General features: G+C 68.6%; 26 protein-coding genes. 16 read left to right on the forward strand and 10 right to left on the reverse strand.

What is annotated here, in order from left to right:
* Nucleotides 1-198 precede the first annotated feature (198 nt).
* Nucleotides 199-1,017: a class I SAM-dependent methyltransferase gene (locus tag ACIHFE_RS33660; RefSeq protein ID WP_400112745.1), complete on the reverse strand. Its 819-nt coding sequence runs from the start codon at nt 1,015-1,017 to the stop codon at nt 199-201.
* A complete protein-coding gene (locus ACIHFE_RS33665) occupies nt 1,014-2,339 on the reverse strand; it encodes a helix-turn-helix domain-containing protein (RefSeq protein ID WP_400112746.1) in 1,326 nt (441 codons plus the stop codon). Before ACIHFE_RS33665 ends, ACIHFE_RS33660 begins: the two co-directional genes overlap by 4 nt.
* A gap of 373 nt (nt 2,340-2,712) precedes the next feature.
* On the opposite strand from ACIHFE_RS33665, the gene ACIHFE_RS33670 reads away from it, so the two are divergent.
* From ACIHFE_RS33670 to ACIHFE_RS33690, 5 genes are all read left to right on the forward strand, one after another.
* The gene (locus ACIHFE_RS33670) at nt 2,713-3,228 is read left to right on the forward strand and encodes a hypothetical protein (RefSeq protein ID WP_400112748.1); all 516 of its coding nucleotides are present in this window, start codon (nt 2,713-2,715) and stop codon (nt 3,226-3,228) included.
* Nucleotides 3,225-3,701 carry an NUDIX domain-containing protein gene (locus tag ACIHFE_RS33675; RefSeq protein ID WP_400112750.1) on the forward strand — a complete coding sequence of 159 codons (477 nt, stop codon included), beginning with the start codon at nt 3,225-3,227 and terminating at the stop codon, nt 3,699-3,701. Before ACIHFE_RS33670 ends, ACIHFE_RS33675 begins: the two co-directional genes overlap by 4 nt.
* Complete coding sequence (gene hemC / locus ACIHFE_RS33680; protein ID WP_400112752.1) at nt 3,698-4,666, forward strand: hydroxymethylbilane synthase; 969 nt, start codon at nt 3,698-3,700, stop codon at nt 4,664-4,666. The genes ACIHFE_RS33675 and hemC overlap by 4 nt, the downstream gene beginning before the upstream one ends.
* Nucleotides 4,667-5,214: 548 nt before the next feature.
* Nucleotides 5,215-5,502: a hypothetical protein gene (locus tag ACIHFE_RS33685; RefSeq protein ID WP_400112754.1), complete on the forward strand. Its 288-nt coding sequence runs from the start codon at nt 5,215-5,217 to the stop codon at nt 5,500-5,502.
* 8 nt (nt 5,503-5,510) lie between these two features.
* Nucleotides 5,511-5,693, forward strand: coding sequence for a hypothetical protein (locus ACIHFE_RS33690; RefSeq protein ID WP_400112756.1), 183 nt, complete (start codon nt 5,511-5,513; stop codon nt 5,691-5,693).
* Between the two features lie 441 nt (nt 5,694-6,134).
* Here the strand turns inward: ACIHFE_RS33690 and ACIHFE_RS33695 are convergent, their stop codons facing one another.
* Complete coding sequence (locus tag ACIHFE_RS33695) at nt 6,135-8,372, reverse strand: hypothetical protein (RefSeq protein WP_400112758.1); 2,238 nt, start codon at nt 8,370-8,372, stop codon at nt 6,135-6,137.
* 709 nt (nt 8,373-9,081) lie between these two features.
* Here ACIHFE_RS33695 and ACIHFE_RS33700 point away from each other — a divergent pair.
* The gene (locus ACIHFE_RS33700) at nt 9,082-9,489 is read left to right on the forward strand and encodes a hypothetical protein (protein ID WP_400112760.1); all 408 of its coding nucleotides are present in this window, start codon (nt 9,082-9,084) and stop codon (nt 9,487-9,489) included.
* A 101-nt stretch (nt 9,490-9,590) separates the two neighbouring features.
* Nucleotides 9,591-10,121 (forward strand): S1 RNA-binding domain-containing protein, encoded by a 531-nt coding sequence (locus ACIHFE_RS33705; RefSeq protein WP_400112807.1) that lies wholly within the window; start codon nt 9,591-9,593, stop codon nt 10,119-10,121.
* Between the two features lie 472 nt (nt 10,122-10,593).
* On the opposite strand, the gene ACIHFE_RS33710 is transcribed toward ACIHFE_RS33705, so the two are convergent.
* Genes ACIHFE_RS33710 through ACIHFE_RS33720 form a run of 3 tightly spaced genes read right to left on the reverse strand, consistent with a single transcriptional unit; the run spans nt 10,594 to nt 12,900 of the window.
* Nucleotides 10,594-11,280, reverse strand: a complete 687-nt coding sequence (locus tag ACIHFE_RS33710; RefSeq protein WP_400112762.1) for a hypothetical protein — start codon at nt 11,278-11,280, stop codon at nt 10,594-10,596.
* 10 nt (nt 11,281-11,290) lie between these two features.
* The gene (locus ACIHFE_RS33715; protein WP_400112764.1) at nt 11,291-11,905 is read right to left on the reverse strand and encodes a hypothetical protein; all 615 of its coding nucleotides are present in this window, start codon (nt 11,903-11,905) and stop codon (nt 11,291-11,293) included.
* Nucleotides 11,902-12,900: an NlpC/P60 family protein gene (locus ACIHFE_RS33720; protein ID WP_400112767.1), complete on the reverse strand. Its 999-nt coding sequence runs from the start codon at nt 12,898-12,900 to the stop codon at nt 11,902-11,904. The genes ACIHFE_RS33715 and ACIHFE_RS33720 overlap by 4 nt, the downstream gene beginning before the upstream one ends.
* Nucleotides 12,901-13,328: 428 nt before the next feature.
* Between ACIHFE_RS33720 and ACIHFE_RS33725 the strand changes: the two genes are divergently transcribed.
* Genes ACIHFE_RS33725 through ACIHFE_RS33760 form a run of 8 tightly spaced genes read left to right on the forward strand, consistent with a single transcriptional unit; the run spans nt 13,329 to nt 21,599 of the window.
* Nucleotides 13,329-13,775, forward strand: coding sequence for a DUF6668 family protein (locus ACIHFE_RS33725; protein WP_400112770.1), 447 nt, complete (start codon nt 13,329-13,331; stop codon nt 13,773-13,775).
* Entirely contained in the window at nt 13,768-14,073 is a 306-nt protein-coding gene (locus tag ACIHFE_RS33730; RefSeq protein ID WP_400112773.1) for a hypothetical protein, read from the forward strand. The genes ACIHFE_RS33725 and ACIHFE_RS33730 overlap by 8 nt, the downstream gene beginning before the upstream one ends.
* 25 nt (nt 14,074-14,098) lie before the next feature.
* Nucleotides 14,099-14,860 carry a hypothetical protein gene (locus ACIHFE_RS33735; protein ID WP_400112775.1) on the forward strand — a complete coding sequence of 254 codons (762 nt, stop codon included), beginning with the start codon at nt 14,099-14,101 and terminating at the stop codon, nt 14,858-14,860.
* 33 nt (nt 14,861-14,893) lie between these two features.
* Entirely contained in the window at nt 14,894-16,321 is a 1,428-nt protein-coding gene (locus tag ACIHFE_RS33740; RefSeq protein WP_400112776.1) for a hypothetical protein, read from the forward strand.
* Complete coding sequence (locus ACIHFE_RS33745; protein WP_400112778.1) at nt 16,311-17,801, forward strand: SCO6880 family protein; 1,491 nt, start codon at nt 16,311-16,313, stop codon at nt 17,799-17,801. The genes ACIHFE_RS33740 and ACIHFE_RS33745 overlap by 11 nt, the downstream gene beginning before the upstream one ends.
* 17 nt (nt 17,802-17,818) lie before the next feature.
* On the forward strand, nt 17,819-19,291 hold the full coding sequence (locus tag ACIHFE_RS33750; protein WP_400112780.1) for an ATP/GTP-binding protein: 1,473 nt from the start codon (nt 17,819-17,821) through the stop codon (nt 19,289-19,291).
* Complete coding sequence (locus tag ACIHFE_RS33755) at nt 19,288-21,054, forward strand: type IV secretory system conjugative DNA transfer family protein (RefSeq protein ID WP_400112781.1); 1,767 nt, start codon at nt 19,288-19,290, stop codon at nt 21,052-21,054. The genes ACIHFE_RS33750 and ACIHFE_RS33755 overlap by 4 nt, the downstream gene beginning before the upstream one ends.
* Nucleotides 21,054-21,599 (forward strand): DUF4913 domain-containing protein, encoded by a 546-nt coding sequence (locus ACIHFE_RS33760; protein WP_400112783.1) that lies wholly within the window; start codon nt 21,054-21,056, stop codon nt 21,597-21,599. Before ACIHFE_RS33755 ends, ACIHFE_RS33760 begins: the two co-directional genes overlap by 1 nt.
* On the opposite strand, the gene ACIHFE_RS33765 is transcribed toward ACIHFE_RS33760, so the two are convergent.
* The 3 genes from ACIHFE_RS33765 to ACIHFE_RS33775 are packed head-to-tail and all read right to left on the reverse strand — an operon-like array spanning nt 21,487 to nt 23,719.
* Entirely contained in the window at nt 21,487-22,842 is a 1,356-nt protein-coding gene (locus ACIHFE_RS33765) for a glycosyltransferase family 4 protein (protein ID WP_400112784.1), read from the reverse strand. The genes ACIHFE_RS33760 and ACIHFE_RS33765 overlap by 113 nt on opposite strands.
* Nucleotides 22,842-23,165, reverse strand: coding sequence for a hypothetical protein (locus ACIHFE_RS33770; RefSeq protein WP_400112785.1), 324 nt, complete (start codon nt 23,163-23,165; stop codon nt 22,842-22,844). The genes ACIHFE_RS33765 and ACIHFE_RS33770 overlap by 1 nt, the downstream gene beginning before the upstream one ends.
* An 11-nt stretch (nt 23,166-23,176) precedes the next feature.
* Nucleotides 23,177-23,719 (reverse strand): NUDIX hydrolase, encoded by a 543-nt coding sequence (locus ACIHFE_RS33775; RefSeq protein ID WP_400112786.1) that lies wholly within the window; start codon nt 23,717-23,719, stop codon nt 23,177-23,179.
* Nucleotides 23,720-23,791: 72 nt separating this feature from the next.
* Between ACIHFE_RS33775 and ACIHFE_RS33780 the strand changes: the two genes are divergently transcribed.
* Nucleotides 23,792-24,337, forward strand: a complete 546-nt coding sequence (locus tag ACIHFE_RS33780) for a hypothetical protein (protein WP_400112789.1) — start codon at nt 23,792-23,794, stop codon at nt 24,335-24,337.
* A 395-nt stretch (nt 24,338-24,732) separates the two neighbouring features.
* Here the strand turns inward: ACIHFE_RS33780 and ACIHFE_RS33785 are convergent, their stop codons facing one another.
* The gene (locus ACIHFE_RS33785) at nt 24,733-26,763 is read right to left on the reverse strand and encodes a hypothetical protein (protein WP_400112791.1); all 2,031 of its coding nucleotides are present in this window, start codon (nt 26,761-26,763) and stop codon (nt 24,733-24,735) included.
* Nucleotides 26,764-26,770 lie beyond the last annotated feature (7 nt).

A 26,770-nucleotide genomic window follows, 5' to 3' on the forward strand; every position in this document is an offset into this window, starting at 1 on the left:
AACGTGCCTTAACACCCCCCAGATATCGTGCAGGCAAGTAGAGATCCACCCTACTTGCCTCACATACCTGAAGGGAATCACTCACCCTAGATAACTGGAGACACACGTGACGGGTAATCGTCACAGCGCGGGCGCGTTCTGGCTGACTCTCTGTGGTTGCCGTTGACGCGGGGATTTTGAGAGGAAGTCCAGGTCAGTTCAACGGCGGCAGATCAGCAGGCCGCCGAGGCACGTGATCTCGAACTGTCCCTGCTTCGCGATCTGTTGGGCAACAATCTGCTCTGCCCGCCGGGTCGTTTCGTCGAAGGGCACTTCGTGTTGGTCGGCCCATGCGCGGTATGACGCCATGTGCGCAACGACCGGCGCAGGGTCGGTTACGGCGATGGTTCCGGGCAGCTCGATCACGCGCACCGTGCCGAAGACGGTGCCGAGCAGCGACGGGGCCTTTTCGAGCGAGAATCGGGCGCTGAGTGAGATGCGTGACGGGCCTCGGTCACGACCGAGGATGTCTCCGGATGCGCGCTGCCACAGGTCGTCGAGCTCCGCCTTGTCGTGGTCGCTGTTGGTCGATGCGACGACGATTCCGCCGTTGGCCAGGACCCGGCCGAACTCGGTGATCGCGGTGGGGATGCCTGCCACGTGGTAGAGCATGTGCAGGGCCAGTACGGCGTTCGTGCTGGCGTCGCGGAGTGGCAGCCGTGCGGCATCGGCCACGGCCACCGGTCCGGGTACTTCGCCGAGGATGCCGGCTGAGATGTCGAGGCCGAGCAGTCGGAGGTCGGGTCGGTCCCGCCGGAGGCGGTTGATGAACTTGCCGTTCCCGCAACCGACGTCCACCACCGTCCCGCGGATTTCCCGCAGTTGCTCCGCGACGAGGCCGGGCAAGTCGTAGCGCGGTGACTGCCACTGATACAGGGACTGCCGGGCCAACAGGTCCCGCCCGCTCTTGTAGGCGCTGCCGGACAGGAGCGAACGGTCGGTGACAGCGGCGTCATGCCGTGCGGGGGTATCAGTCACGTCATCGGCTCCGGAGAGTTGTTGGCGGGCAGTGCGGTGGACGTGTCCGTGCTCTTGATCCGGTCGCGAAGATGCGCGACGTGTGACGAACCACGGTACTGGGCTGCCGTGAGGTCGTTGCCGAGACTGCTCAGCCGACGACGGATGCTCGCCGAGAGAAGCGGGGGTGGGCTGTCGAGTACGAAGGTCAGCATGGGCTCGGCCGCATCGATGTCTCCCATGAGCATGTGGCCGCGGGCAAGGTCCAGGTGAGCCGCGAGCAGGTCTCCGGTCGAGCGGTCGTCGGCGTCTGCGTCGCGGTAGAGATCAACGGCGGCAGCGGCGCAGCCGATTGCCTGGCGTACGTTGCTGTCACCCAACGAGAGGTGTGTGGTTCCGGCGTAGGCCAGTTGCTTGGCGTGCGGGAAGCTGAACATGCCGGGCAACTCGTCACCGTCACCCAGCGAGTCCCGTGCGCGCTCGGCGCGGTGCAGTGCGGCCGTTGCTCCGTCGCGGTCTCCGGCCATGCTGAGGGCCCGGGCCTCCAGGCTGGCGAGTCGGATCCCGACGTTCCCGGGTGCGGGGAGGGACTGGCCGGCACGAGCGAAGTCAGCGGCGGTTCTCGGGTCGCCGTCCCAGAAGCTGATCAGTGACTGCACCGACCGTACCCACGCACGGAGCCCGTTGTGGTCCGCCTCTTCGGCGCAGGCCCAGGCCGTGCAAGCGTGAGTCATGGCGGACGCGTAGTCCCCCAAGTCAAGGCACACATGGGCTGAAAGACCGCACAGGCGGCCCGCCGTCACATAGAGGTCCGAAGTCTGCTGTGGCCGCTGCCGTCCTCTCAGCAGGTCGAACGTCTCGTCGCGCAGGCCGCGGATTCCGGCGTACAGCTCGGAGATCGGATGACTGACGTACTGGCGGGCCAGGGAGAAGACTTCTGCATCGAGTTGCTCGACGGCACAGGCGTCCGTGTTCCGCGAGGCGATGAAGCGCGAAAACCGCGCTGAGGCAGAGGCGTCCGCCGCCAGTGCGCGGTGCGAGGGCGGGGCAAGAAGGTGGTCCCGGGGCGTCGGCAAGCTGAGACTTCGGCCCTCCGCCTTGCGACGCTTCGTGATGCCGGCCGCGTGGTCGAGTGTCAGTGGATCGACCCCGAAGACGACTGCAAGGAAGCCGCGTGTGCGGGATGTTGGCACCCGGGATTCGCGCTCGTACCGGCCGATCTCCTTGCCGGTCATGGCCGAGCGGCCTTCGACCTTGTTGTACTCGTCGGCGACGCGCTGCTGTGACCACCCGAGGTCATCGCGCAACTGAGCGAGCAGTGCCCCGATGCCCGTCTCGGCCATCCGTTGCCCTCCCCGGCCGTCCGCTGCTGGCCCCCATACTGGCCCCCCAACTGGCCCCCGCGCAGGCTCCCGACGCGAACGGGTGACGGGGGTTGGCTGGAGCCATGCCGTCAGGAAGAACGGTCAGAGACCGTAGAACGCGCTACTTCGCCTTCGTGCGTGCCGATCGAATCCGGGAAGGCGATGCCGTGCTCGACGAAGGTGTGTTCCGCACCGTGCGCCAGCCGCCTGTGGGAGAACAGTCACCCGGGGGTGGCCGGGTGATCAGTATCGCGTTGGAGAACCGCGAGGCGCCCCTGTGCACCCGGCCGCCCGCACGTTTCGTGGTTCGTCGCCTTGTCGTTCTGCCGACTGCGTGGAAGGAAGGCCCACGATGAATGGCGCACTCGCTGAGACGTCAAGCCGGGTCCCGGGTGTCACGCCTGGTCTGCTGTGCTCGGTGGTGGTGTCCACGTGGGTCGAAGACACCACCGCCGGGCCCGTGGCTTTCCTGCTGATCGGGCACCCGCCTGCGCGTCGCCAAGGTGAGACAGCCGAGAGCGTCGAACAGCAGATGCTCGGCCTGTCCGCCGCACTCGACCTCGCCGAACCGGCCGAAAACATCCGGCACGTAGGCAACCGCGTCCTGTTGCTGGGTAGTTCAGGCGCCCTGCTCACGATCGCCGGAGCCCCGTATTCACTTCGTCTGCCATCCGTCGGTGCTGAGTGGTCGCGCATGGTCGGTGAGGGCTGTCCCGTCTGCATCTTGCTGGGGCTGGATCCCATCTCTCCGCACACTCCTGAGCGAGCCACCCAGGAGTACCTCGGGGCGGCGCTGGCAACCGGCCGTCTGCGCATGGGTGCAACTGCCGCGATGGATGCTCGTGAACCGATGGGGCTGGCACGATGACCAAGAACCCACCTCCAGGGCACCCGATCACCGCATCCGTGCTGATCACCGACCCGGAAGACCGGCTTCTCATCGTCTATCCCGCGCGACAGAACGCCACGTGGGTACTGCCGGGCGGCGCGGTGGAACAGGGGGAGTCCCCGCTGGACGCGGCCCGGCGGGAGGTCCGCGAGGAACTCAACCTCGTTCTGGACCACCAGATCCATGACTTGATCGCTGTCGAATGGTTGCAAGCGACCAAGCCCGGCCGTCGCGACCGGCTGGCGTTCGTCTTCGCGGGGCCACGGCTCCACCCGTCCGACCAGGACAAAATCATCTTGCAGTACGACGAGATCACGGCGTGGCGGTGGGAAAGCCCCTTGAACGCCCTGCGGCTTCTGCATCCACGCATCGCCGCCCGCATCGCCAGTTCACTCCAGTGCCGCTGCTCGACCACCTATCTTGAGACCAAGAACCCGGAGGGGACAGCATGAACGACTTCCCCGAGCGCACCCTGCGCATCGGAACTCGCAGCTCACCCATGGCACTTGCCCAGGTCGAACAGGTATCGACGCTGCTCCGCAAGCACGAACCCGAGTTGAAGATCGAGGTCGTGCCCGTCACCACAGAGGCGGACAAGTGGCAGGGTGATCTGGCCCAGCTCGGCGGGAAGGGCCTGTACGTCAAGGAAATCGATCAGTTGCTGCAACGCGGTGCTGTCGATATGGCGGTGCACTGCGTCAAGGACGTGCCGGGGGACCGGCCGCTGCCGCAGGGGCTGATCTTCGCCGCGTACCTTCCACGCGATGACGTCCGCGACGTGCTTCTCTTCCCGGAGGGCTCCGAGCGCCAGACCCTTGACGACCTCCCGTCCGGTGCAGTCGTCGGTACCTCGGCCGTCCGCCGCAAGGCACAGATCAATCGCGTGCGTCCCGATCTCAGCGTCGTACGGGTCCGGGGCGCCGTGGGCTCCCGCGTCGAGAAGCTCGACGGGGCGCGCAAGATCGACACCAAGCTTGACGCCATGGTGCTCGCCACGTCCGGGCTGGAGCGGCTGGGCATTGCTCACCGAGGTCGCCAGGTCTTCACCGTGGACGAGATGCTGCCTGCTGTCGGCGCCGGCACACTCGGTCTTGAGTGCCGCCAAGACGATGGAGCCGTTGCCGGTCTGCTGTCCCAGCTCAACGACGAGCGGACCATGACCGAGATCACCGCCGAGCGCGTGATGTTGCACGGTCTGCGCGGGCACTGCAACAGCCCCATCGCCGGGCACTGCATCTCGGAGCCGGACGGCCAGCTGTCGCTGCGGGGTATGGTCTTTTCGCGGGACGGCTCGAAGTTCGTCCACGCCCACTACTGGGGCGAGAGCAGCAACGATCCCGCGACCCTTGGCACCCGCGTGTGCGCCGAGCTGCTGCGGCAGGGGGCGCGGGACATCATCGAGGGCATCCCACACTGACCCTTCCGGAGTCTGTGGCCCATGTGTGGCCCGCCGTTCCGTTCGAGGCCTGCTCAGTGTGTCGTTTGTGCAGGTCAGCACGCTGACGGGCCCCGCACCCACACCCCTCTTGAAATACGTTGCCATCCACCGCACTACAACGTGCGCGCTGGCGACCAGCCTGCCGGCTCCGTCCATGCCGTGCCAAGGAGAATGGACGGAGACCAGCAGGGGCCCGCCACCGGACCATACACACCGCCATCCACGGCCTGACCGGCAACGCCGTCGCCGTTGAGCGCTGCATCGGGCACGCGCAGGCCACCTTGAAGCGGGCCGTCCCAGACGAGCCCCGCTCGCTGTGGATGACCGCCTTCTATGACCAGGCCAAACTCGACGGCCTTGGGGTCGCCGCCTACTTCTCATTGGGCATGCACGAGCAAGCCGAGGCGTACGCCCCTGAGTGGCCGGGATGCTGGCTGCCTTCGGCAATAAGCTCCACTTCACCGCGCCCGACAGCAAGCACACACGCACTTGGGACGAGGACACCCACGACGCCTGAAGGAAGCCGGGTGACGACCACCAGCAGCATCGTTCTGCGCCATGCCACCGACATCGAGCCCGTATGGGAAAGACTGATCGACGTCTATGCCGAGGTTCGCGCCGACCAGCTTCACCGACCGCACTACTCCGTCGAGCGGTACGGCGAACGGCTCGCCCGCCACGCCGCGGACCCGGGGTGGGAGGCAGTGATCGGCTATGACGGTGACGAGCCGATCGGGTACGCCTACGTCAATACGCTTACTTCCGACGACCGGTGGTGCCAGAGGACGCGACGACCACACCAACAGTCGCCCTGAAAGAGATCATGGTCCGCGTGCCGTGGCGGAAGACGGGCAGCGCCCGCCGCATCCATGACGAGCTACTGGCCGAGGCCGGCCGCGGCAAGGTGGTGGCGCTGTACGAGTCGTGGGGCTACGAGAAAATCAGCGAGCAGCAACCGTCACCGGACGGGCCGGTCTTGACGGCGATGCTGCGCGACATCCGCTGAATCTCTCCGGCAGCCCGGCTACTGCTGATTCCCGATGTTGTGGAGGCGTCATTTGAAAGTGGACCGGGATGGGGGACGCTCGAGCAAACTGACCCGGCAACTCGCAAAGGCCCAGGACCGCCAGCGCACCGCACAGGATGCAAGACCGTCAGGCCCGCGCCGACCTGGACGACGCCGAGCGCTCATCGCCGGAGGCCGGAAGTCACCACGGGGAAGAGTGAGCTCCCAGGAGCATTCGATCCGCCCGCACAGCTCGGTTACCCACAGCGCCGGATGACCGCCCGGCGAAGTTGGACCAGAACCCTGGCTCGCCAAGCAATCCCGCAGCTCTCGGGCGTTGTTGAGGGCGTGCGCGGGCCTCGTGGGGCAGAGGGCCGAATACTGAGCGGGCGCCGTCCTCCAGCGACTCCGCCGGCACCCGGTGACCCTGTCCATCGGCAGCTACTCTCCCACCCCGGCGCCGGTGTTCCGCCCGCCCGACACTGCTGCGGGCCGCTCGCGAGGGGCGTCCGGCCGGGCCGTCTCCGCCCGCTGCCCCTCACCGGCGGCGAGGAGCGGACGAGACGGCTCGCCGAAGGGCACGGCGGCGCCGGCGCCATGGCTGGGCCCGTTGTCCAGGACCTGCGCGAGATCGGCCTGAAGGTCATGGATCGCCTCTGTCAGCCGGTCGAAGGCGGCGACGCGGTCGGCGGCCTCGTCCCCGCGCACCGTGGAGGCGGCGCGCTGCGCGGTGTGGCCGAGGTCCTGGATCGCGCGCCGCCCGGGCGAGTCATACCGCCCGGCCTTGGCCAGCCGCTCGGCGAGCCCGTGGGAGAGGCGCGCGACGGTATCCAGGGCGCGCACGCCGACGGTGCGCATGGCACCCTGCCACCGGACATCGGTGGCCAGGTCGGCGCCGTACCGGGCGAGGGCGGCGGCCCGCTGCTCGCCCAGGACGCGGCCGGCCATCGGCCACATGGCGGTCAAGTGGCGCCATTCGGAAGCGCCGTTGTACTCGCGGCTGTGCCGCGAGGCGCTACCGAACGCCTCGTTGACCAGCTGATATGCGTCCTTGTCGCGGTCCGCAGTCGCGGGTGCCTGGTCGCCTGCGGGAGCATCCGGGTGTACGCCGTCCACGTCCGTGCCACGGGCGAGGCCGGTGCGCAGGTCCCGGAGGGAGTCGGTGATCTGCGCGAAGGCGGCGGAGTTCTCGGCCCGGTCGCCCATGCGGGCCGCGCTGTTCTCGGCGGCCTGGCTGAGCGACCGCAGAGCACGGTGGCCCGGCGAGCCGTCACGGCCGGCCTTGGCCAAACGCTCGGCGAGGCGGTCCGACAGGCGCGCGACGCCGTCGGCGACGCGGATGCCGACGGCCCGGCAGATTCCCCGCACGCGGTCGGCCACGCGGGCACCGGAGCGGCGCAGCACGTCGCGGGCGCTCTCCCAGACCCGCTGACTCGACTGCCACAGCGCACTGAGCTGCCTCCACTCGCGGGCACCGTTGTACTCCTGGCCGTGCTGAGCGGCTGCGGCATACGCCTGCTCCACCGCCTCGAACCCGGCCAGACCGAGATCCGGCATCGGCTGCGGCGCGTCTGGCGGGTCCACCACGGTGCCGAGCTGGGCAACCCCCTGGTTCAGGGCGGCAATTGGCTCCGCCGGTGGCTCCTGCGGGCTGGCGGCCACGGCGCGATCCGCAGCGCCACTCTGTGGCAGTTGGTCCAGCGCGGCCATGACATGGGCAAAGGTCACAAAGCCTGGGTCGTCGGCCAGCTGATTCGCTACGGCCATGACCGCTAGCGCATCAATGACGTTGTGTGGTGCCTGCAGGTCCTCAGCGCGAGCCTCGCCCACCGTCACGTCGACAGTCGTTTCGACCGGTGCCTGCGCTGTCCCGGCGCGCTCGTCCTCCGCGGTCGCCGCAGGCCTGGGCTCGACGGCTGACCGTGGTCCGTCGGGTGCTACCACTTCATTCACTTCGGCTGTCTCCGCCGCCGCGTTGCTCCGCGGGGCGTCGTCGGTCGCTTCTGGCTCGGTTTCCTCCCCGCGCTCGGCACGTGCGTCCACAGACCGCTGCGGGGGCTGCTCCGGGCTGGGGTCGTCGATCGCCTCGGTGGAGTCGAACTCGGGGGCATCGCGCTGCTGGAGCCACTCGTTCCAGGTCAGCGCCCCTTGGTAGCGCTCGTACTCGTTCTCCAGGTCGAGCGCCTCGCTGGCTGCCTCCTGATCCTCGGCGTCGAGTTGCTGCCATTCGCGGTATGCCTCGGCGGCTGCCTCATCGCGTGGCGGTCGTCCGGCCCGGTAGTCGGTCAGGTAGCCAGCGTTCCGGGACTCATCGGCATCAAGCTGCACGGCTGCGGCGGCATCCGGTCCCGCTTCCGTGGGAAGTCCGGGCTCCAACTCTTCCTCGTGCAAGAAGTTGTTGAGGATGTTGCCCACTTCGGCCGCGTACTGCGCGCGGTACTGGTCTGCCTCGGCGGCGGCCTGCTCGCCGGCCGCCCGCAGAGCGGCCCCGGCGGCGGCGTGGACGTCCTCCGGCAACCCGAGGGCCGCCGGCCCCATGTTCCACAGCGCACGCAGACCGTCCGCTCTCGCATCCGCGCGGGCAGCGGCCTCCTCGGACCCCCTGTCCTCGATCGGGTCGAGGACGGGGGCCTTGGGTATCAGCGGCACCGCGGACTCCTGCGGCTGTTCCTCAGCCATGGTCATGTCCTCCCTCGATGACGCCGTGTTCGACGGCGAGTTCTACAGAATCATCGGACTCCCCTAGCACGACAGAGTCTTCCGTCAGGTCCGGCACCTCCGCCACACCGGATACGGCGGCGCGGTCCAACTTCTCTTGCGCCGAAGCCGGTTCTGCGGGCTGGTCCAGGCCCGTGCGGACTCACGGCCGGGCGTGAGGGCGGCGAGCGGCCGCTCAAACTCGTCGGGGTAGAGCACCTCGTAGTCCGGCTCGCCCCGAGCTCCGCTTCCTCGGCGTCCCTGCCGGCAAGTCCCGGCTTCCCCGGGTCAACCGCCTCCTCCGGGGCCTTGGCAGCGGCGAGAGTTGCCGACGGGGCTGCGGCTTGCGGTTCTGCCGAGCCGTCGCACTCAGGGGCCGACGCAAGGCCCTCGGCATCCGCTGCGAATGGGCGGCGCGCACTCTTCTCCGCACCGCCCTCCTGCCCTGTGCCGGGTTTCACCTCCGCGTTCCGGGCCGACGGCTCGTCGCCCTCCGACTTCTGGTCGGAGGCAAGGACCTCGGAGTCCGCATCGCCAGTCGGTGTCCATCCAACTTCGTTGTCCGGGGCAGACAGGGCAGAACGGACCGATTCAGGCACCGCGGTGGTCTGCTCGAAGCCTGCCGCCGACGCGTCGGTGCTGTCTGGGTCGGGCGTCGGATTCGGGCTCCTCGGCACCAGGCTCCTACGGCTTGTCGTACGGGTCCGGCTCTCCCGGCGCGGGCACAGATGCGGCCCGGCGGGCCGGAGTCGTACCGCTGGAACTCCAGCTCGCGGGCGGCCCCCGCAACGCCGAGGCGATCACCACCTACCTCGACTACCGGCACCGTCGCCGGCTGGACAGCACCAATCCGCACTTGCTGATCAGCCGGAACACGGCCACGGCGCCGGTGGGCACGTTCTGGCTGGACAAGCTCGTCAAACCGCTGCCCGTAGGCCTCGACCGGCTGCGGCAGGACCGCATCCTGGAAGAGGACCTCGCCAACGGCGCCGCCCCCCTTCGCCTCGCGCACGTCTTCTCGCTCGGCGCCAAGACCAGCCTCCGCTACACGACCGCCGTCGCCGTCTCAGCCACCGAGCAGGAGTCCATTCGTGGCTGAGGCACGGCTCCCCATGAGAGGCCGGGCGGCATGAGCGGAGGGGCTGACAGCCGGGCTTCCTGGATTTTCTGGCTGCTGAGAACCCACAACTCTGGGCGTTCCTGGAATCCCTCCGCGCTGGCGGGATACTTTCAGGAAGGGTCGCGTCGATCGAACGGTTCGGTGTGTTCGTGGCACTGGATGACGGCCCTGACCATCCGGTCTTCCCCGGCGTCGGGTTCATCGCGCTCCCCGAACTGTCCTGGCGACGATTCGAGACAGCTTCGGAAATTCTTCACGTGGGGCAGCGCGTTTCGTGCGTGTTCCTCCAGTTCGACACATGGAACGGAGAGGCCAGGCTGTCCTTGCGAGCAACGCAGCCCGACCCTTTCCAGACGTTTGCCGACGGCACTGCGGTGGGGAAGACGCTGCAGGGACGGGTCACCAAGCTGGTTCCGTTCGGCGCCTTCGTCCAAGTCGCCAACGGTATCGAGGGACTGGTTCATCTGCGAGAACTCACACGGACGCCCGTGGAGACTCCAGAGGATGCCGTCCAGGTCGGCGACAAGATTACGGTTGTCATCACAGAAATCGACCAAGAGCGGCGCCGGCTGGCTCTCTCCCGACGGCAGGTCTCTCCAGCTCTCGATTGACCCGAGGCATCGCCGCAGCATGAAGCGATGCCTGAACCGCCATGTCCATCCAGGCGAACTTCCGTCCTGAACCGGTGGGTTCGTTCCGAGCGCCCTTCGGAAATCGCGAACTCGCGGAGGTTCAGCGTCGACCGCCTGCATTGCACCCCCGGAGTGCTTGGAGCACGCTCTGCGGACCGCCGCTGTCCGGCCACTGGAGGCCCGCCGACCGCGACCTCGCGGCTGACCGCCGAGCATCGGCCTCGGCCTTTGTCTCACGGACCCGGTAGTCGTCGGCCCCGTCGATCAGCCAATGGCCACGGACCGCAGCCGGCATTGTGAACCGCTCTCCCACACACACAATCCCCCTTGAACAGCTCCTTGCCGACTCAGTGCTGGCCCTCTTCTTGGATCCGGCTTTCAGCGGGACTCCGGCGGCCGCTGCCCGGTCGTGTCACGTAGCCGGGTCGGATGCCGGGCGCGCTCCACCGGGTCAGTTCTTACGGCGCAGCCAGCGGCGGCGCTCGGGCCGAATCGCTTCTCCGGCGGGGGTGGCTGTGCCGTCGGGGTGGATGAGCAGTGGCCAGACAGTGCCGTCCGGTTCCATCGCGCGGGCGCGGACCGAGCGGGTCAGCCCGAGGCGGGTGACGTGCTCGGCGGCCGCGACCACTCCTGCGGCGCGGGGGTCGCTGCCGGCCGGCACCGGCACGGCCGCATCGTTGACCAGAACCGTGCCGTCCTGGGTCATGACGATCGTGACAAGCGGCCAGGCGGGAACAGACTGGGGGTCAACTGCGAGTTGTGGGGCGGCGGCAGGCTGCGCGAGGACATTCCCCGGTGGGCGCTCGTGAACGGGCGGCGCCTGGTGCTGCGCGGCGGGCGCGGGTTCGGCAACCGCGGTCTCCTCGGCGGGGGGCCTCAGCGGGCGGTTGCCTTGGAGGACACCGCCGTCGGGGGTGACGATCAGCGGCCATATCAGGCCCTCGGCGTCATGGAGCTCCGCGCGGACGGCGCGGCCGATGAGCTGTGCCTGGGCGATGACCGCGTTGGCGGCGACGACACGGGGGTCGACGCCGACGGGGACGTCGAGCGGCGTGCCGTCCACCCGCGCCTGGCCGTCCGCAGTGGTGACGAGGGTGAACACGGGGAGAGCGGGAATGTCGGCATACGGTGTGGTCATGGCGTGGTCCTCATGACGAGACGGTGATCGCGGAAACGAGCCAGGGGTCGGTGCCGGAACGGGTCATGGTGACGAAGACCGTGGAGCTGACGGGGCGTCCGGTCCACCGGTCGCGGCCGTGCGGGGTGACAGTGACGAGCCATTGACGGCGGGCCATGGTCGGCGAGTCCGCCGGCCGCTGGTCGTGAAGAGGTTGGGTGGCCACGGTGGTGTAGACGCGGTGGCGGGCCCATTCGATCCACCGGGCGCCCGGTGCGGCCATCGGCGGGTTCGCCTTGATGGTGGCGAGGTAGTGCGGCTCCAGGAATGCAGCGGAGCGCAGTTCGGCGTCGTGCTGCGAGGTGTCGATGGTGGTGTCCATCGTCCACTGGATGGTGAGGGCGGCCTGGCTGACCGCATCGGGGTCCTGCGTCTTGACGGTGGACGGCGCGGGCAGGGACACCGGCGGCGTGCCCGAGGTGCCGGGCGGCAGCGGGCGCAGGCTCGCGGATGTGGTGCTTTCTGTTGTGGGGAGCGCGGTGTTGCCCGCTGGTTTCGCCGCGGTGTGGCTGCTGGAACAGCCGGCCGTTGTCAGGGCTGTGAAGGCGGCGGCTGCCGCGGTGGCGCGGCGCAGTGCGTTGGTCATCCGAACCTCCGTACGGTCTGCTGCATGCCGTCGTACTCACTGAGGGGGGCTATCCGTACATTGCGCCCCGGGCGCGGGGCTTCGATGATCTTGCCGCCGCCGTAGTAGATGACGACGTGGCTGTAATCGCCCGGCTCGGTCTGGATCGCGATGACATCCCCGGGCTGCATCTGGTCCCGCGGGATCTCACGGCCCATGGTGGCCTGGCTCTGGGAGGAGTGCGGCAGCTCGATCTTGCCGCCCGATGCCTGGTAGACCGCGTACAGGACGAGTCCGGAGCAGTCGAAGCCGCCGTCGCTGGGGCCGGTAATGTCACCGCCGCCCCAGACGTAGGGGATGTCGAGCTGCTTCTCTGCAGCGGCGATGACCCCGAGGCCGAAACTGGACGCGGGCTGGTCGCTGAGCGCCGCGGTGTACTTGGCCATGGCAGCCTTGATGGATTTGACGTAGTCCTGAGTCTCGCTGATGTTGGGCACCCCGTTCGCGTTGATCACGGCCTGCGGGCCCGCGTTGTAGGCGGCGAGCATGTTGGCCACGGGGTCGCCGGGGACGTTGGCGACGTCCTTGGCGACGGCACAGTCGTAGCGGCCCTGCGCCGGTATGGCGTCCTGCGGGTCCATCGGGTCCGCCGTGCCATCGTTGTTCTCGTCCCGGCCGTACTGGGTCCACGTCGCTGGGATGAACTGCGAGATGCCGTAGGCGATCGGCTCGTGGGTCACAGGGTCACGGGAGATGGCGCCCGGATCCCATGAGCTCTCGGACTCGATCTGAGCAGCGATCAGCGGCGGGCTGACGGTCTTGCACATCGTCCCGGCTTCCATGACCAGGTTGACGTACTTCGCGGGGACCTTGCTCGTGTTCAGCCCGAGCGTGCCGTTGGACGTGATGGACGAGCTTTCGCCGCCGGCCACCAGGGTCAGCAGCATGATGAGGCTGAAAACGAATGCCACACAGGCAGCGAGCGCGTAGAAAACGCAGCCTTTCGCGGCATTCACGTGGCACACCCCCAACGGGCCACGTGTCTGCTATGGCCAACTATGAGGCCATAGCGCGTGTTACGTATGTCCGCGCATATTTCTCCGGCCACCCTGCCTCCCCCTCAGTGGCACCCGACTCCCCCCACGTGTCACAGAACAGGACACGGGTCTACGACCATAGCCCTTGAACCTGCTTACATCACGTCATAATCCCCGTGCCCTCTGTCACTTGGGTCGCTTAAACTCGCTGGCCGGGGAGGGGTGGGTGTCAATTGCACGAAACGAACCCATGGGTTACCAAATCCGAGCAGACTGACTCGTCTGGTCATCAAGGGGTGGATATTCCTGCTGCAGCACCGGCGCGCCTGACGGGGCCTCACCGTCCGCAGCCCGCGACGGTTCCGAAGCCGGTCGGCGGCTTGCCGGTCTTCGCGATACCCCCAGGCGTGGAACCTGCGTTCTGGTGGGTTTCTTGCCACGGCGGGGCGGGGACCACCACGCTCGCCACGGCGGTCGGCTCATCAGGGGCGGAGTCGGGCGGCTACTGGCCCGCGCCGCCGCGGCCGGCCCTGGCCCGGGTCGTGCTGGTCGCCCGAACCCATTACTACGGCCTGACCAGAGCTCAGCTCGTCGGCCGCCAGTGGGCATCCGCCCAGGCGCCCGAGGGCGTCGAGGTACTGGGCCTGGTCCAGGTCGCCGACGCACCCGGCAGGCTTCCCCGCGAGCTGCGCGACCTCGCGCTGCTGGTCGCCGGGGGCTTCCCGCGCGTTTGGCAGATCCCCTGGATCGAGGATCTGCGGCGCGGAGCTCCCCTCCCTCCGGGCCACCCGGCGGTCCGCCAACTCGGCCTGGACCTTCACCACATCGTCTCTGGAGGCGCTCGACATGCTTGATCTTGCACATGCGGTGGCCAGCCACACCCACCTCTACCTGGCCGACGACATCCCCAACCCGGGCACCGGCACCACGCCCCCGCACACCAAGGGCCTGGTCCTGATCCTCCAGTGGGTGGCGTGGGCCGTGTGCGGAGTGTGTGTCGCCGGCCTGCTGATCGTCGCCGGCCGCATGGCCCTGATGCACCAGCGCGGGGAGGGCGGCCAGCACATGACCGGCCTCGCCTACGTCATGGGGGCCTGCGTCATAGTCGGCTCCGCCTCCGCACTGGTCGGTGCGCTGGTCACCGCCGGCTAACAAACCGAACCAAGAGGGGGTACTTGTGAGCATCAACGACCTGCCCACGGGGGATGACAAGCCCGGTCCGTTCCGCCGCCGCGGCTTCATTGCCGCCGCGGTTTTCCTCGGCCTGGTGGCAGTCCTGGCCATCGTCGTCATCACCACCGACAGCTCCGGCAAGAGCAACACGCCCGCGGCCTCTGAGTCACAGCCTTCCACCGGCGCCCGGCCCGCGCCCGCCAGCAGCCCGGCCGTCACCGGCAACTCCTGCGGGCTGACAGACACCAACCAGACACCACCCACCAGCACGCCCAAGGGCGTGACCTGGCAGCTCATCAAGGGTGACGCAATGCCCACCTCGCCGAGCGCCGGACCAGGCAAGATCGAGGGCCCCGTCGCCCGCTGCTATGCCCACACCCCGCTCGGCGCACTGATCGCCGCCTCACAGATCGGCGACCGCCTGGGCGTGGCGTCCAACGCCGACGCGATCCAGATCCTCAAGGCCCAGGCGGTTCCCGGTCCGGGCGTGGACCGCGGTCTGAAAGAACTGGCCGGGCCAGAGGTCGGTACCGGCACCGCCGACGGGCAACTGGCCGCCTTTCAGTTCGCCAGCTACACCCCTGATACGGCTGTCATCAACCTGGTCAGCCGGATGAACAACGGCACCTACAACGTGGCGACGTTCACCGTGAAGTGGATGGACGGGGACTGGAAACTTCAGCTCCAGGACAACGGCGCGGACAGCTCGAACGTGAGCCAGGTGACAAGCACGGCGGGCTACATCCCGTGGAGCGGCGTTTCATGAACGGCATATCGCGACTGGGAGGCGTGACCGCTGATGTGTAACTACGTCTTCCATCCCCTCAAATGCTCGGCTGGTTCGGCAGCCAAGGGAATCATCGGCGAAATCGCTTCCGCCATCCAGACAGCTCAAGCCGACATCATCGGAACCATCTCCTCGATGTGGGTCGATATCCCCACACCAAAACTCGGCTCCGCGACGACCGGAAACCCGGTGGGTCCCGTCGCCTTCCTGTGGGAGTACACACACTGGCTCACCACCTTCTTCGCCGTGCTGGGGTTGCTCATCGCGGCCGGACGGCTGGCGTGGGAACGCAGGGGCGAGCCAGCAAAGGAGGCCCTGCAAGGGCTCGTCCGCCTGGTGATCGTCACTGGCTGCTCCGTCGCCGCCGTCACCCTGGCGACGGAATTCGGTGACTACTTCTCGACGTGGATCCTGGAAAAGGCCCTCAAGGTCGACGCCAGCGGAGGTACCAATCTCACGGACACGGGCGCATCCCAATTCAGCACCGCAATGAAGAACTTGGCCGTTCTTTCGACGAGCGGCCTAGCCGCCTTCCTCGTCATCGTGATGGGCCTCTTCGGCATCATCTCGTGCATTATTCAGCTGATCTTGATGCTCGTGCGCTACGCGATGCTCGGCCTGCTGGTCGGCACACTGCCCGTGGCTGCTTCCCTGTCCGGGACGGAGAACGGGAAATCGATGTACAAGAAGGCCGTTGGCTGGCTGATCGCCTTCGTTCTCTATAAACCGGTCGCCGCGACGATCTATGCCTACGCCATCGTCAGCATGAAGCAGGACGACGTCACGTCTGTATTGGCGGGTCTGGCAATGATCATTATGGCGGTGGCGGCGCTGCCGGCGCTGATGCGATTCATTGTGCCCGCTGTCTCCCAGACCACTGGTTCGGGCTCGGGCGCGGGGGCGGCGCTGGCCGGTGCGGGTGTCGCCACGGGAGCACGCATGATTGCTTCTCGCAGCGGCGCGGGCAGCGCGTCCGGCGGCAGTGACGGAGGTTCCGCCGGTGGTGCATCGGGCGGCGGGCCCACGGGGTCGAACAAGGCTGCCGCCGGTGGCGGTCCTTCCGGCGGTCAGGGCGAGGAACCGACGTCTTCTCAGGGGCCCTCGGGCGGCGGGTCGCCCAGTGGGGGCGAGGGCGGACAGGCCCTGGCCGGCAGCGAGGGTGCCGCTTCCTTGCCGTCGGGCGGGCCGGAAGGTGCCGGCGGTGGGGCCACGGCGGGAGCCGGTGCCGGTGGTGCAACCGGTGGGGCAACTGGGGGTGCGAGCGTTGGCGGGGCGACGGGAGCTGGTGCTGCCTCCGGTGCGGCCGGTGGTGCGGCAGCAGCCGCGGGTCCTGTCGGGATGGGTGCCGGGGTGGCATTGCAGAAGGTGAACGAGGCCAAGCAGGCCGCCCAGGGGGCAATCGAGGGCTCGGCGGGAGAGGACGGTCCCAGTGGCGCGTGATGTGGCAGAGCGGACCTATGGCAACTGGCGGCGCCCGACGTCGCCGGGCATCGGCAGTCTGGGGCTCGCCGGATCGATCATCCTGCTCGGCGGCCTGGTCGTCACCGTCCTGGTGATGATGTTCTCCCTCGTCGCCGGCCTGGTCGTTCTCCTCCTGCTCGGGCTCACTCTCCTACCGCTGTTGTTCAGGGACCGCCATGGAAGGACTCTTTTGCAGCGCTCCATCGCTCGTTTCGCCTGGCGCCGGGGTCGCTCGGCCGGGCAGCACATTTACCGCTCCGGCCCCCTGGGGACGGCGGCGCATGGCACGTTCCGTCTGCCGGGCCTTGCGGCTGCGTCCTCGGTCTACGAGGCCGAGGACTCCTACGGCCGCCCGTTCGGGCTGATCGCGATTCCCAGCACCGGGCACTACACGGCGGTGTTCGAGTGCGGTGCCGATGGCGCCGCGCTGGTGGACCCCGACCAGGTGGACACCTGGGTGGCCTACTGGGGCAGCTGGTTGGCCTCGCTGGCGCATGAGCCGTCGCTGGTGGCCGCGTCTGTCTCGATCGAGACGGCACCCGACCCCGGTACACGGCTCGCCCGGGAGGTCGAGGGGCAGCTGCAGTCGGGCGCCCCTGCGCTCGCGCAGGAGGTGCTGCGCGAGGTGGTGAACACCTATCCGGCCGGTTCGGCCCTGGTCAACGCCCGTGTGTCGGTGACGTATTCGGCGTCGCCGCGGCCGGGGGCCAAGCGCCGTGACCACGCCGAGATGGCGCGGGAGATCGGTACCCGGCTGCCGGGCCTGTCCTCCCACCTGGGGATGACCGGGGCCGGTGAGGCCCGGCCGATGACCGCCCAGCAACTGGCGGAGATGGTCCGCGTGGCCTACGACCCCACGGTGCAGGTCCTCATCGAGCAGTCCCAGACTGCTGGCGGCTCCGGGCTGACCTGGCAGGATGCCGGTCCGGTCGCCGCGCAGGAGTCCTGGGGGCACTACGTTCACGACTCCGCGGCGTCCATCACCTGGGGGATGAGCGAGGCGCCGCGTGGTGAGGTGCTCTCCAGTGTGCTGACCGGGCTGCTCGCCCCGCACCGCGACATCGCCCGGAAAAGGGTGACTCTCCTGTACCGGCCGCACGATCCGGCGACCGCGGCGAAACTCGTCGAGCGGGACCGGCGCGATGCGCGGTTCAAGATGGGCGGGAGCAAGCCGGCCGCGCGCGACACCGTGGCGGTGGCCGCGGCCGAGCAGTCCGCCCGCGAGGAGGCCAAGGGGGCCGGTCTGACGCGGTTCGCGATGCTGGTGACCGCCACCGTCAACTCCCCCGAGGAACTGCCGACCGCCGCGGCGGCGGTGGATGTCCTCGCGCCGCCGACGCGGGTGCAGCTGCGCCGGATGTACGGCTCGCAGGCGTCGGCGTTCGCCGCGGCGCTGCCGATTGGAATCGTGCTGCCGGATCATCTGCGCGTGCCGCAGGCGATACGCGACGCCTCGTAGACACAAGGGGGGACTTGATGGCGAAGCAGAACACCGTGCGCAGACCGGGAGTGCGCGGCTTTCCCGGCCGTGGCGGAGGCAAGGCGTCTTTGGTGGAGGCGCCGCCGGAGTGGCGGGGCACGACCGTGCAGGTCTGCGGCCTGTGGCCGTGGGCGGCGGGCAGCGGCACCCCGATGCGCGGGGTGCCGGTCGGCCGCGTCCTGGAATCCGGTGCCACGTTGTGCATGGATCCGATCTCGTGGTTCCAGCGGGCCGGTCTGATCCACAACCCTTCCGCCCTGGTTCTGGGCAAGCCGGGCCTGGGCAAATCGACGCTCGTGCGGCGCTGGGTGCTGGGCCTGGCCGGGTACGGCGTCTATCCGATGGTCCTGGGCGACCTCAAACCCGACTATGTCGATCTGATCCGTGCGATGGGCGGTCAGATTGTCAAACTCGGCCGCGGACTGGGCTCGCTCAACATCCTCGACCCCGGGGAGACCGCCGCCGCAGCGGCACGCCTGTCCGGGACGGCCCGTGAGCACCTCCTGGCCCAGGGCCGGGGCCGCCGGCTGAACGTGGTGAGCGCGCTGGTGACGCTGTTGCGCGGAGTGCCCGTCGTGGACCAGGAACGCACCGTCCTCAACACCGCGTTGCGGATTTTGGAGGAGCGGCACGACGGAGTGCCGATCCTCCCGGACCTGATCCGTGTGATCGACCAGGGCCCCGAGGCCCTGCGCAACATCACCCTCGCCCGGGGCAGCGAAGACCGCTACCGGGCGGCGGTCGACGCTCTGCACGCCTCGCTGCTGGGCCTGCTGGACGGGCCCATGGGCGAGTCCTTCGCCCGGCAGACGTCCCACCCCATCCGCCTGGACTCCCCCGGTGGGGTGTGCATCGACATCAGCAGCATCGACGATGCCGATACCGAGCTGCAGGCCGCAACTCTGCTGGCCTGCTGGAGCGACGGTTTCGCGGCGGTGGAGGCCGCTCATGCCCTGGCCGACGCCGGCCTGGGCCCCCAACGCCACTTCTTTGTGGTGCTCGACGAACTCTGGCGCGTCCTGCAGGCGGGCAAGGGGCTGGTGCAGCGGGTGGATGCGCTGACCCGCCTCAACCGCCAGCAGGGCATCGGCCAGGTGATGATCACCCACACCATGAACGACTTCCTGGCCGTGCCCGACGAGTCCGACCGGATGAAGGCCAAGGGATTCGCCGAGCGCTCGGGCATGGTGGTCTGCGCGGGCCTGCCCGACGCCGAAATGCCGTCCCTGACGCAGGTCGTCCGCATGTCGCAGCGCGAGCAGCGCATGATCGTGGACTGGTCCACCCCGCCCTCCTGGGACTCCCTGCGCGGCCGCGAGGCCGACCCGCCCGGCCGCGGAAAGTTCCTGGCGAAGGTGGGCGGCCGGCCGGGCATCCCCTTCCATGTCGAGCTGACCCAGGCCGAGTTGGAGGTCAACAACACCAACAAGCGCTGGACGATGCCGGCAACGGCGGGGGGTGGCCGGTGAGTGTCACCCGCAACAAGCGCGGCCCCTCCGAGGTCACGCCGTACATCGTCGTGGCCCTCCTGGGCACACTCCTCGCGGTCGTGGTGGGGGCGTGGCTGGCGATGCTCGCCGGTGCGGCCCTCAGCGACACGCCCCGTCCGAGCGCAAACCCGTTCACGGCCGTCATCAACGTGCTGGCGGGCAAGGCGTCGTGGCCCGGGACGGCCGCCACCCTTGTTGCGGTCGCCGAGACGGTCGTCGTCGCCGTGCTGACCGCCCTCGTCTGGTGGCTGGTGCGGCGGCTGAAACAGCCGCGGGTGAGCGTGGACGCCGCCGCCCGGCACCTGGCCAACCGCCGTGAGCAGACCACGCTCTCCCTCCAGGGCGCGGCCGCCACCGCCGCCCGGCTCGGCGCCCCCGCCACCCACCCCGGCGTGCGCATCGGCCGGGCCCGCGGCACCGGCCAGCCGCTGTACGGCTCCTGGGAGGACATGCACGTCGACATCTGGGGACCGAGGACTGGGAAAACTACGAGCCGCGCCATTCCCGCGATCCTCGACGCGCCCGGCGCCGTGCTGGTGACAAGCAACAAGCGCGACATCGTCGACGCGACGAGGGCCTGCCGGGACGACGCCGGTGACGTGTGGGTCTTCGACCCGCAGAAGGTCGTCGGGGAGGATCCCACCTGGTGGTGGAACCCCCTGTCGTACGTGACGGACATCGAGAAGGCGGTCAAACTCGCGAGCATTTTCGCCGCCTACAGCAAGGAGCCGGACGCCAAGACCGACGCCTTCTTCGACCCGGAAGGCCAGGCGTTGCTGGCCTTCCTGATCCTGGCCGCAACCGAGGGCCAACAGCCCATCACGAAGCTGTATTCGTGGGTGTCGGACCCGACGGACACCACGCCGGTGGACATCCTGCGTGCGGCCGGGCACGAGTTGGCAGCCGACGGTGTCCAGGGCGTCATCAACTCCCCTGACAAACAACGCGCCGGCGTCTACGGAACCGCGAAGAAGTCCATCGGTTTTCTGGTGAACCCGGCCATCACCCGGTGGGTCACCCCCGACCCGAAGACCAAGCGCCCGGAGTTCAACCCGCATACCTTCGTCTCGGGCACGGGCACGCTGTACTCGCTCTCCCGCGAGGGCCAGGGCACCGCCGGCCCGCTGGTGACCGCGCTGACCGTGGCCACCATCGAGGCCGCCGAGGAGCTGGCCACCCGCAGCCCCGGCGGCCGCCTGCGCGTGCCCATGCTCGGCGTTCTGGACGAGGCCGCCAACGTCTGCCGCTGGAAGGACCTCCCCGACCTCTACAGCCATTACGGGTCCCGCGGCATCCCCCTGATGACCATCCTGCAGTCCTGGTCCCAAGGCGTCGTGGTGTGGGGTGAGTACGGCATGAAGAAGCTGTGGTCCGCCGCCAACATTCGCGTCTACGGCGGTGGCGTCTCCGAGATCCAGTTCCTCGGCGATCTGTCCCAGTTGCTCGGTGACTTCGAACCGGAGACCACCAGCATCAGCATTCAGCGTGGCTCCATGGCCTCGCGCTCCACCTCCATCTCCACCCGCACGGAGAAGATCCTGGAGATTGCCGACCTCGCTGCGCTCCCGCGCGGCCGGGCGCTGCTGTTCGCCTCCGGCACCCGCCCGGTACTCATCGAGACCGAGCCGTGGCAGCACGGTCCCCATGCGGAGAAGGTCCGGGCCTCCCTGGCGCAGTACGCCCCGGCAGAGGAGATGCCCAGGCACGAACTACTCCCCGCCGACGATGCGGAGGACGGCTGATGCTGGACGCTGACGACGACTGGGAGCCCGGTCCCGCCCTCGACGAGGACGAGGCCGGCTCTGTCCGGGCACCTGCTGCGGCAGGCGAGGAAGAACCGCCCAGACCTGTCTACGCAGATCTGGAGACCTGGCTCCACAAGCACCTGGCCCAGATCATCCGGCGACGTTTCGGCGGCTCCTTGACATGGTGCTCGCAGTGGTACCGGCACGCCGAGGCGATCAGCCGTCTCAACGCAATGTGGCAGGAGTGGGAGAAGGCCGTAGCCGAAGGCACCATGTCGAACTGGTGGCTCTACCACTGCGACCCCCACCTCAGCGTCCTGATGTCGAAAGACAGCGGCCCGTTCATGGCGTGCAAGCCTGGCGAGCATCGCCAGCTCGACTCACTGCCGCTGGCTGATTCCGACCCACTGCTCTGGCTCGGCTCCGCGTTCAGCGATCCAGCTGCTGATCCAAGTGACGGTGAGCGCCAGGCATCTGCTGGTGACCCGGAGCCTGCTGCCCAGGGCGAGACGCCGCCAGGCGGGCGGACGGCGTCCCTCTGAAACCCTCTGCGGCCAGCAAGGCTGCATTGCTGGCCGCCTCATCCCTCGCGGTCACCGCCACGCGCGCCTGTCCCCTGGCAGCGGCACGGCTTGCGGAAGGCACCTGAGCGATGCTGTCCAGCATCGCCTCGGCCGAGTGCTGCCAGGTGTAGTTCTTGCCCAGGAGCTCTTGCAGCTCCAGGGCGCGGGCACGCGTCTGTGCCAGGGCATCAGGGTCCAAACGGCTCTTGATGTGCCCGGCCCACAGCTGGGCGAGCTGTTTGTCGTCGGCCTGCAGGGGGCTTTGCACGACGGAAGGCTGTCCCAAGTGCTCCGGCACGCGGCGAGCGTCGCCGAAGAACATGCCCACGCCGGTGTTGCTTGCGACCGAGACCGGCACGCCGAAGCCGGCGGCCTCGGTGGCCACGAGGCCGAAGCCTTCATGTTTCGAGGGCATCAGGACGAGATCGGCCCCGCGGATCTCCGCCTCTATGAGCGCACGGTCCGGAGTGAACGGCTTGACTTTCACGGGGAACCCCGCAACGTCTGATAGGGCACGTTCTTGGACACGCAGCTGGGATGGCTGTGCGCCGAGCACGGTCAGCTGGAGGTTCATGCCCTGGGAGTGAAGCTGCCCGGCAGCCTCCGCTGCCAGCCTGGCTCCCTTCAGCGGGTCGTCGGCCCTGCCGAACAGCAGGAGGTTGAGGCGGCCCTGCGCCGGGGAAGGCGAGGGCGGTTCGCCCAGGATGACGCCCGGTGGCATTTCGGCGACCACCGGCGGCGTCGGGGACATGCGTGCCAGGCGCGCAGCGTCGTCGGTCAGCAGCGGGCCCAGGCCCATGGCAACGTCGGCCTTGCCGATAAGGAGGCGTTCGGTATTGGCATGCTCGGTCGCTTGCATGGGGTCGTCGCGCAGCCGGTCGAGTTCGTCGGTGAGAGCGTGCACGATATGCACGACTTTGGCCTGCGGGTAGAACTGGTCGCGCAGGTAGGAGGCGGCGCCGCCGGTGAAACGCCCGTGCCCGACGATGACGTCGATGTTCCGCGGCAGCCCGTCAGCCCGCAGAAGCTGGCCGCGTTCGTCAGTGATTCCCAGGACCGGCTCGAGTCCTTGGACGTTGACTCGCGGGTGCGATGGACTGGGCACACTGACCCGTGCGGTGACGTCGTGGCCCAGGTCGGCAAGGGCGAGCGACAGTTCACGGTTAACGGTCACTCCGCCGCTGTGGCCCGCCCATGCCGTGGAGAGGGTGAGGACGCGCATCAGTCGCTCAGGCCTCCGGCCTTGTACAGTCTCTCGGCAAGGCTGGCTGCGACCTGTGCGAGCTGTTCGGCCTCCTGGTCGAGGGCCCCGTGCGCCAGGTCGTGCCGCAGCCGGGCGGCAAACTCCTTCAGCAGGGCTGCGCTCACCAGGACTTCGGTTCCGGATATGGCGACACGCTCAGCACTTTGCAGGTCGGCCAGGCTTTCCCGGTGCTCGGCGGCCTCCTCCGCGAAGGTGACGGGCCTGGAGACCGCAGCACCCGAAACGTCCCACAAGTGGCGGCGGGTGCTGAGCATGTGCTGACGGGGGTCCAGATCGGTCATCAGGATTCCTTTCACTCGGCTGGGATGGCTTGGTCGAAGTGGGCCCGGGCGGTTGTCACCAGGTGAGTCATAAGGTCCCGGTCGCCCGCCGTGTAGCGGGCTAGGAATGTCTCCGGCGCCATCAGGAGACGGCCGCGTGATTCGTCATCGCCCGGCGTCCACGGCGCCAGATGGCAGGCCCGGGCCGCATAGATGATCATGTAGGTCAGATCGTCCGGACCGAAATAGTCGGACTCGATGACCTCGATAGAGGCAAGGTCCTCCACGAGGATGCGGGTCTCCTCCCATGCCTCACGACGAGCAGTTTCCTCGGGGGATCGCTCGTGTCGTTGGGTATGTCCCCCGGGCAGGTCCAGGCCGCGGTCGAGGTCTGCCACCACCATCGCCCCGTCCGGGGTGAAGGCGATCACCGAGACGCTGGTGACCTGGTCCCAATGGGGGGTGTAGGAGCCGCCCCGCGGGGTGAGCGTCACCGACGCTCCTACCTCCATCGTGGTGGGACGGAAGTCTTGAGCAGGCGTGCTGCCCGCAGCTAGCCTCACGTTCTTATCCATGCAGACGTTCCTGTTCTTGAGGCCGCTGGCCCAAGCGGAGAGACACGGGGACACTCAGGAGGGGGGACGCTCGTGCCCACGTCGGCACTGCCGCCGTTGCTGCTGCTGGACGTCGACGGACCGCTCAACGCCTTTGAGAGAGATCCGCAGCACCTCCCGGCCGACTCTGTGGCCTGCCCTTGCATCCCTACGTGGATCGCCAAGGTGCCCAGGGAGCCCGGCGCCCAGGTGACACCTTTGCAGATCTACCTGCGTCGCAGTCACGGACCGTCCCTTCAGGAGCTCGGCTTTGAACTGTGCTGGGCCACCGCCTGGATGAGCGAGGCCAACCAGTGGATCTCGCCAGCACTCGGGCTTCCCTCCCTGCCCTTCATCGACTTCGGGACCGACCTGTTCACCGAGAACCCTGACGGCGTGCACTGGAAGACCCGAAAGATCCTCAGATACGCGCGCGGTCGCACGTTCGCCTGGGTCGATGACGAACTGAGTAACGCGGACCGGACGTATGTGTCGGCACACCATGACGCGCCAGCGCTCCTCCACCACGTCGACCCTGCCATCGGCCTCACCGAAGAGGACTTGGGCGCGCTACGCACGTGGGCGGCAGCTTTGCAGTGAGACCGGCACCGGACAGCATCAGCCTGATCCGGGTCATGACCTTCCTGCGCCCGCGACACACCAACAGCAGTCACGCGGAATTCCCCTCCCGTGGTGGCTAGCCACCCTCATGCTACACACGCCATAGACGGGTGGCTAGCCACCATGACATGCTGATTTCATGCCAAGCCAGCATCGGAACCCCGCTGCGGTCTACCGACCCGACCCCGACCTCCACCGCCGCGCCAAGACAGCCGTGGCCGCCGTCGGCTCCGACATGAACGCGCACATCATCGGCTTCCTGCACTGGCTCGTCGGCGACACCGATGACCTCCCCATCAGGCCCGCCGTCAACGGAACGGGAAAACCGCTGCCACTCGCGAGCCCCGACCTGGCGCCGCGACGCGGCACCGGATTCAGCGACCCCCGCGACCCCGCTCCTGATCACGCGACTGACTCTTCGGCCGCGGCCGCCGGGACCGCTTCTTCCCCCGGCTAGCAGCGAGCCGGGCCGACGGGTTTCCGGGGAACCCCTGCGCTGCGACCGCAACGGCATCCGCCGCTTCGCGGTCGCCCATCGCCGCCAGCACCGCGGCCGCCCGGCGGTCCTGCTCCGCGGCGGCCTCCATATCAGCAGCGTATGCAGCCGCCGCCTCCACCTCACCCGCTGGCTCCCTCGCAGCGGCCGTCTCCTCGACTTCTTTCTGAGCCTGTTCCTTCTGAGCCTTTTTGGCCGCCGCGGCCCAAGCGGCCCACACATCAGCGGCCGTGGTCTCGTCCTCGGCACGCTGCAGCAACCGGTCCCTGTCACGGTCGGCAGGCAGGTTCATATCCCGAGCGTCACCTGCAATCGCGGCAGCGACATCTACCGCGCTGGCTCCGGGCGACACCACCACGCCATACGTACGCTGAACACCCGCGCACAACTGGGCCTGGGCGGCATCCTTTCCCACCCCGTCGGGCCATGTGCCCACGTGATCACACACGCCGGACACCTCTGCCGGACTGGCCGTCTCCCACCACCCGTCATCCAAGTCCTCGCGCAGCCTCGCCGCCCACACAACGGTCTGGTCGCTCTCCCCCCGCAGCCGCGCCTCGGCCATCTCCCGGCGCAGCCGCAGGGCCCCCATCCGCTCCTGCACCGCCGCAGTGGTCTCGGCCAGTTTCGCCTGCGCCTGCTCTCTGGCCCGCAGATCCACACCCGCACCCTGTGCACGCGCCGCTTCGTAGGCGGGCCACTGGGCAGAGCGCACCTCCTCCACCTGCCGGCTGTCGACCCGGGCAAGCACGCTGGAGCTCTCCCGGTCCCGCACCACAATGCTGTAGTCGTCCGGCACACGCCCCTTGCTGCCCACCCGCTGCAGCAGCTGCTCCGCCGCGAACAACTCCGGTGACATCCCCGCAGGAACAACGCCCATGCCCTGAGCCACATCCCGACTCTTGTACGCCTCATGGACGAAGTCGTAGAAGGTGATGTCCCATGTCACCTGTTGTCCGGGCTCTTGCCCGGCCGCGGCCGCCTGCGCCTGCTGGTACCGCAGATCGTCGCGCGTCGCGCGCTCCTCCAGCGCAATCGCCGCCAGAACTTCTTCGTCGGACGCCTCGGTCTGACCGTCGATGACGCGCTGCCGCTCGGCCCGCCGCTCCGCGCGCACCTCCTCAACCCGCGCCCCCTCCAACGACAACAACGGCGTGCCAAGGGCATCATCCGTGCGCTCTGCCGGGTAGACGGAGACGACCACGCTACTCAGGTCGCGGGCCGGACTGACGCGCCCGTACGCGGCACCGAACAGGCGGCTTATGCGCTCCTCTCGCGTCGCCCCGCGGTCGAGGCCGCCCTGGGCGTATTCGCGCAGCCCCTGCACCGCAATGTCCGCCGGTGAGGCCCCGGGATCGGCCGCCACGGTTCCCTGTCCAAGCCAGGCCGCATCCGGATTCACGGCATCGCGCACCACATACCGATACCGCGCCTGCGCGCTGTCCGGCAGCTCCGGCTCAACACCTGCGGTGAGCTCATCCCGCTCGGCCTGCGGCCGAGGCGCCAGCAGCAGCGCCACGTCCTTATCCGGCGCCGGCTCGTCCGGCACCGTGACGCCGTAGCGCTGCTGAATCTGACGACGCATGTGCTCCAGCGTCGTCCGCGCATAAGGATCGTCCGTGGCCTCCCAGCCGGCCGTCACCTGCCAGACGTGCGCGATCTCCTGCGGCTCCGCACGACGCCACCACGCCGCATCCCACGGCTGCCGCATCACCGGCATCGCCCCCTCGCGCTCCGCACGCAACCGCGCCGCTATCTGCGCCCGCCGCGCCTCGGACGCCGCCTGCGCCTCGCGAGCCCTGTCCATCCGGCCTCTGGCCACCATTTCGGCGATTTCGCTCGCCACCGTGATGACCGTGCGCACCTTCTCCCCCAGTGCGTGCTGCACCTCGTCTGCCTGCTCGCTCATCGCGTGC

Origin of the sequence: Streptomyces sp. NPDC052396 (genome assembly GCF_044593195.1) — a bacterium.
GTDB lineage: Bacteria > Actinomycetota > Actinomycetes > Streptomycetales > Streptomycetaceae > Streptomyces.